This is a genomic window from Microbacterium sp. C448, assembly GCF_000582705.2.
Taxonomy (GTDB): domain Bacteria; phylum Actinomycetota; class Actinomycetes; order Actinomycetales; family Microbacteriaceae; genus Microbacterium; species Microbacterium lacus_A.
Genome location: NZ_HG779801.1, coordinates 1 through 5,768, shown reverse-complemented (window position 1 = coordinate 5,768; position 5,768 = coordinate 1). Strand labels below are relative to the sequence as shown.

Sequence of the window (5,768 nt, the reverse complement as noted above, 5' to 3'; positions counted from 1 at the left end):
CGGCTGGGGATCGGTCCCGCCGTGGCACGTCATACGCTCCTGCGCCTGGAGTCGCAGGGGCGCCTGACGAGCGGATTCTTCCTCCCCGCAGGAGTGGACCGACGGGATGAAACGGAGTGGTGCGACGCCGAGGTGCTGCGCCGCCTGCGCATGCGCTCGCTCGCGGCCATTCGCGGCAGCGTCGAGCCCGTGCCGCCCGAGGCGTTCGCGCGGTTCCTGCCGGTGTGGCAGCACGTCGCCCGGCCGCTGTCCGGGATCGACGGCGTGGTCGCGGCGATCGATCAGCTCGCGGGCGTGCCGCTGCCGGCGAGCGCGTGGGAGTCTCTCGTGCTGCCCTCCCGCGTGTCGGACTATCACCCCGGGCTGCTCGACGAGTTGACGGCGGCCGGCGAGGTCATCTGGTCCGGCCAGGGCTCGCTGCCCGGACGCGACGGATGGGTGGCTCTGCACCCCGCGGACGCCGCGCCGTACACGCTGGCCCCGCCCGAGGACGAACCCGCCGCAGACTCGCTCGATCGACGTGTGCTCGATGCCTTGGCCGTCGGGGGCGCCTACTTCGCCTCTCAGCTGCGCGATGCGGCCGGTGCCGAGAACGAGCAATCCGTGACGGACGCCCTCTGGCGCCTGACCTGGTCGGGTCATGTCACGAACGACACGTTCGCGCCGCTCCGGGCCCTGACGGCCGGTGGATCGCAGGCCCACCGCACGACGCGGCGCCCACCCCGTGCCCGTCTCTTCCGCGGCGCCGCCCTGCCCCGCCCGGCCGCTCCCCCGCGCCCGACCGGTGTGGGCGGACGCTGGTCGCTGTTGCCCGAACCGGAGTCGGATGCTTCGGCGCGGGCAACGGCATCCGCGGCACTGCTGCTCGATCGCTACGGCGTCGTCACGCGCGGGTCGGTCCAGGCCGAGGGCATGCCCGGCGGTTTCGCCCAGGCTTATCGGGTGCTCGCCGGCTTCGAACAGGCCGGTCACTGCCGCCGGGGGTATCTCATCGAAGGGTTGGGGGCGGCACAGTTCGCGGCATCCGCCACGATCGACCGACTGCGCGAGTTCGCGGCCCTGCCCGATCCCGCCCCCCTGCGTGCCGTCACTCTCGCCGCGACCGACCCCGCGAACCCCTACGGCGCGGCCCTCCCGTGGCCCGTGATCGACGGCGTCACCCACCGCCCGGGACGCAAGGCCGGCGGCATCGTCGTGCTGGTCGATGGGGCCCTGGCCGTGTACCTCGAACGGGGCGGCAAGAGCGCGCTCGTCTTCACGGAGGACGATGACGTGCTCGCGGCCGCCGCGCTGGATCTGGCAACGACAGCCCGGGCCAGACGCCTCGACACACTCACGGTCGAGCAGGTCAACGGCGCTTTCGTCTACGGCTCCTCCACCGCTCGCGCCCTCCGCGAGGCGGGCTTCGTCGAGTCGCCCCGCGGCCTGACGCTGCGTCGCACGACGGCGGGAGACGCGATTCGAGCGGGCGCTCGTGCCTGAGGGCGACACCGTCTTCCGTGCCGCGCGACGGCTGTCCGAGGCGCTCGCGGGTTCGGTCGTGACACGGTTCGACATCCGAGTCCCCGGCAGTGCGACCGCCGACCTGCGGGGTGAGACCGTGCACGACGTCGTTCCCCGCGGCAAACACCTGCTGCATCGCATCGGGGATTTCTCGCTGCACTCGCACCTCAAGATGGAGGGCGAGTGGCACGTCTATCGCCGGGGCGAGAAGTGGCGAAAGCCGGCGTTCAAGGCTCGCGCGATCGTCGGCAACGCGGACTGGGATGCCGTGGGCTTCGACCTGGCGATGGTCGAGGTGCTCCCCACGAGCGACGAGGAGCGCGTCGTCGGGCATCTGGGTCCCGACCCGCTGGCCGAAGACTGGGATCCGTTCGAGGCCGCGCGGGTGCTCGCAACCGACCCGCGGCCGATACACGTGGCGCTGCTCGACCAGCGCACCGTGGCGGGTTTCGGCAACGAGTACGCGAACGAGATTCTGTTCGTCCGAGGCATCCTGCCCTCGCGTCCCGCGACCGAGGTCGACACCGCCGCCGTGATCGATGTGGGGGCACGGATGCTCCGCGCCAACCGCGACCGCACGCCACGAACGTTCACGGGCGATACCCGAGCGGGTCGCACGACGTGGGTGTACGGGCGGGCACGACGGCCGTGCCGGCGGTGCGGCACCGCCATCCGCGAGGGGTCGCTCGGGGCTACGGCGACGTCCGAACGCAACGTGTTCTGGTGCCCGAACTGTCAGCGGTGACCGCGGACGTCATGGTTGTCAGTGGCCGACGTAGCGGCCCGGCCGGTGGTTGAGCGCGAGCACCAGACTCAGGAGCACCGCCCCCGCGGCCGAGAGCAACACGAGCGGCCAGGGAACGACCCAGAGAGCTGCGACGATGATTGCGACGTCGAAGATCATCTGCACCCAGCCCGCACGGAATCCCCACCGCTCCTGGACGATCAGCGCGATGATCGTGATGCCCCCGAGGCTCGCGCGATGCCGGAAGAGGATGAGAAGTCCGATGCCGACGAGCAGATTGCCCCCGAAGGTGCCGTAGACGGGATCGATCTGCGGGATGGGGAACGCCAGATTGTGCAGCACGGAGAACGCGGAGACGAGACCGATCGACACGGCCGTCCGGACGGTGAAGTCCAGCCCCTTCTTCCAGAGCGCGAGCACGGCGAAGGGGAGGTTGACGATCGCGAAGAGCGCCCAGAAGGGCAGCGAGGTCGCGTAGTCGAGGAGGAGGGCAACACCGGCGGTGCCGCCCGTGACCGCGCCGCTGGCCTGCAGCAGGTGAAGCCCGAGCGACGCGGTGAACGTTCCCGTCAGCAATCCCAGGATGTCTTCGGGCACGGTGTGCGCCAGGGCCGGATCGCCGAAGACCGGGTCGGCCGGAGCGGCGTCGCCATCGGCGGGGATGTCGTGTGCGTGTGTCACGGGGTCCTTCGTGAGGTTCGTGGGTCTGGACAGGAGGGGTCATCCGTCCGCACTCATCTTCGCAAACTCGGCGCCCTCGTCTATCGGGGCGCGAGAGTGCCCGTTCCACGCGCGAAGGTGCCCGTTTCTCGGACCGAGAGTGCCCGTTGTCGCAGCGGGGAGCCACCTCGCGGGACAGAACGGGCACCCTCGGGGACAGAACGGGCACCCTCGCGCAGAAAAGTTCAGGAATGACCCATCCGGAATACCCATGCCTACGAATGAGTTACAACCGGTGACTTCGGCTTTACCTACCGCCGTAGGAGGGAATCGTGGGCAAGAACTACGTGGACATCGAACGCGATAACGGAGAGACCCTTCGTTACCGCAAGCACGTCAATGGTCGCGGGCTGATCGCGCACGGCGCGAAGGTCCACGCGAGCGCGCTGATCGAAGCGGGCGCGTACGTTGAACCCGGCGCACAGGTTGCCGCCGGAGCTCGTGTGCTCCGTGGCGCGTGGATTGAGGCGGACGCCGTTATCGGACCCGACGCCATCATCGAGGAGCACGCACACATCGGCGCGGGTGCAGCGGTCGGTTCCGGTGCACGCATCGGCGTCCGTGCGAGTGTTGGTGACCGCGCGCGCGTCGCGGGCGGCGCGAAGATCCGCGACGACGAAATCGTCGCGGACGGCCAAATCGTTGCAACCGACAAGCGCGGATTGCGCTTGGCGGCGTAAGGCACGCAAGCGCGGGCTGCGCTTGGCGGCGTAAGACACGCAAGCGCGGGCTACGCTGGCCGGATGGCGAAGGGTGGCGGGACTCCGAGACGCCCGCGCCGTCCTGTGCGTGCGGCATCCATCCGCCCCGCGACCCCGAAGAAGGCGGCACGCTCGAAGCCTGGGCCTCCGGTCGAAGGGCCGCCCGGTCCCGTTCTGGTCGGGCCACTTCGGCTGGGCGTGTTCCCGGGTGCAGCACCCGGGATCTGGGTTGATCGTTGGCGGGAACGCCTGCCCGATGTGCCTCTCGAACTCGTTCCGACCGAGGCAGCAAATCAGGAGCAGGCGCTCCGTGCCGGTGAGATCGATGCCGCCCTGGTCCGTCTCCCGGTCGAGCGCGATGGGTTGCACGTCATTCCGCTCTACGAAGAAACGACGGTCGTGGCGTTCGGCACCGATTCGTCGCTCGGCGCCGCGGAAGAGCTGGCGTTCGCCGATCTCGCGGGCGAGATCCTCTTCGTTCCCGCGGATGATGTGCTGGGTCCGCTCGACATTGCCGGCATCGTCCCGGCTCGTGGGCCACAGCTCGCGACCACAGCCGACGCATTGGAGACGGTCGCCGCGGGCGTGGGCGTCGTGATCCTGCCGCTGTCGCTCGTGCGCCTGCACCGCCGCCGCGACGTGACGCACCGACCGCTCTCGGGTGCTCCGACATCCGCCGTCGCCCTGGCGTGGGTCGCCGCGAACACGAGCCCCGAGATCGAGGCGCTGGTCGGCATCGTTCGGGGCCGCACGGCTCGATCGTCGCGGGGTTGACCCTGCCCGCCGATTACACTCGGGCAACATGACCTATGCCGGCACGGGGACCGATGGCACCCGACCACTGCTGTACCTGTGCGTGCGCCCCCAGGCCGGTGCCGCCGAGGGCGAATACCGCTCGTTCCGCGAGGCCGCGCACCTCGGCGAGGACCGCCTGCACGCCCACGATCTCGTGCGCGAACCGCTGCCGGCCGACGCTCTCGACACGTACGCGGGATTCCTCGTCGGCGGCAGTCCGTTCAACGTCGCCGACCCCACGGGCACGAAGACCGACGTGCAGCGTCGCCTCGAGGCGGACCTCGAAAGGCTCGCGGATGCCGCAGCATCCGGTGTCACGTCGGGGCTGTTCACCTGCTACGGCATCGGCATCGTGACGCGCATGCTGGGTGGTGAGGTCACCCGGGCCTACCCCGAGGACACGGGGCCCGCGACCATCACCCTCACCGAGACAGGCGCGCAGGACCCGCTCTTCGGCATGCTGCCCGCGCGTTTCTCGGCCCTCACGGCGCATAAAGAGGGAGCGGCCACTCCGCCCCCGGGCGCCGAACTTCTCGCCACCAACGATGTCTGTCCCGTGCAGGCGTACCGCGTCGGCGACACCCTGTACGCGACGCAGTTCCATCCCGAACCGACGGGCCGCGCGTTCACCGAGCGGATGGTCGTCTACCGCGACGACGGATACTTCGATGCCCGCGCGTTCGACGAGATTGCCGCTCGCGTGCTCGGCGCGTCGATCAGCGAGCCCGCGCGCATCGTCCGCGCATTCGCGGCACGCCTGGTCTGAGTCCCGCGTCCTGCCCGCGCTGAGCGGTCAGTCGCCCTGCGGCCGGAGCGTCCGGAGCCCCGCGATGGCGAGGGGCGTTCCGACGACGGCGACAGCCGCCACGATCGCGGCGATGCCGATTTCCTCGCTGCGCGGCTGGTCAGCCAGGCGCCCGACGGCGATCCAGACGAGTCCCCACCCGAGGGCGAGGCCGGGCGCGACGCGCCATCCGCTCGCCCAGGCGATCGCGAGACCGATGACGGCGACGACGACGATCACCGCGATGCCCCACGCCTCCGCATGATCCGCCCAGTCGGTCGGGCCGATGGCGGTCAACCAGGCCGTCACGTTGGCCACGGAAGCGACGGCGACCCAGCCGAGATGCAGGCCCGTGACCCCGTCGACCAGAAGCGAGTCGATGAACCCGCCGCGCGGCATCCGCGTGACCACGGCGCGCTGGAAGGTGATGCAGAGCGCGGCCAGCAGCACGAAGATCGCCAGCGTTGTGCCCCAGAGCGTGAAAACCTGCACCGTGACGATCCAGAGGCCGTTCAGCACC

The 5,768-nt window shown here is 70.3% G+C and carries 5 protein-coding genes and 2 pseudogenes; 5 read left to right on the top strand and 2 right to left on the bottom strand.

Annotated elements, in window-relative coordinates; translation table 11 throughout:
• Both MIC448_RS14800 and MIC448_RS14795 read left to right on the top strand, forming a co-directional pair.
• Positions 1–1,482: pseudogene (locus MIC448_RS14800) on the top strand (ATP-dependent helicase); the annotation flags it as partial.
• Complete coding sequence (locus MIC448_RS14795) at positions 1,475–2,248, top strand: DNA-formamidopyrimidine glycosylase family protein (RefSeq protein ID WP_036301484.1); 774 nt, start codon at positions 1,475–1,477, stop codon at positions 2,246–2,248. The pseudogene MIC448_RS14800 and the gene MIC448_RS14795, both read left to right, overlap by 8 nt.
• 18 nt (positions 2,249–2,266) lie before the next feature.
• On the opposite strand, the gene MIC448_RS14790 is transcribed toward MIC448_RS14795, so the two are convergent.
• Positions 2,267–2,929: a YitT family protein gene (locus MIC448_RS14790; RefSeq protein ID WP_373457237.1), complete on the bottom strand. Its 663-nt coding sequence runs from the start codon at positions 2,927–2,929 to the stop codon at positions 2,267–2,269.
• A gap of 311 nt (positions 2,930–3,240) precedes the next feature.
• On the opposite strand from MIC448_RS14790, the gene MIC448_RS14785 reads away from it, so the two are divergent.
• The 3 genes from MIC448_RS14785 (at position 3,241) to MIC448_RS14775 (ending at position 5,230) form a co-directional block, all read left to right on the top strand.
• A complete protein-coding gene (locus MIC448_RS14785; RefSeq protein WP_036301481.1) occupies positions 3,241–3,648 on the top strand; it encodes a transferase in 408 nt (135 codons plus the stop codon).
• 63 nt (positions 3,649–3,711) lie between these two features.
• Positions 3,712–4,443 (top strand): LysR family substrate-binding domain-containing protein, encoded by a 732-nt coding sequence (locus tag MIC448_RS14780; RefSeq protein ID WP_036301479.1) that lies wholly within the window; start codon positions 3,712–3,714, stop codon positions 4,441–4,443.
• A 28-nt stretch (positions 4,444–4,471) separates the two neighbouring features.
• The gene (locus MIC448_RS14775) at positions 4,472–5,230 is read left to right on the top strand and encodes a GMP synthase (protein ID WP_051514117.1); all 759 of its coding nucleotides are present in this window, start codon (positions 4,472–4,474) and stop codon (positions 5,228–5,230) included.
• Positions 5,231–5,257: 27 nt separating this feature from the next.
• Here MIC448_RS14775 and MIC448_RS14770 read toward each other — a convergent pair.
• A pseudogene (locus MIC448_RS14770) lies at positions 5,258–5,768 on the bottom strand (tryptophan-rich sensory protein); the annotation flags it as partial.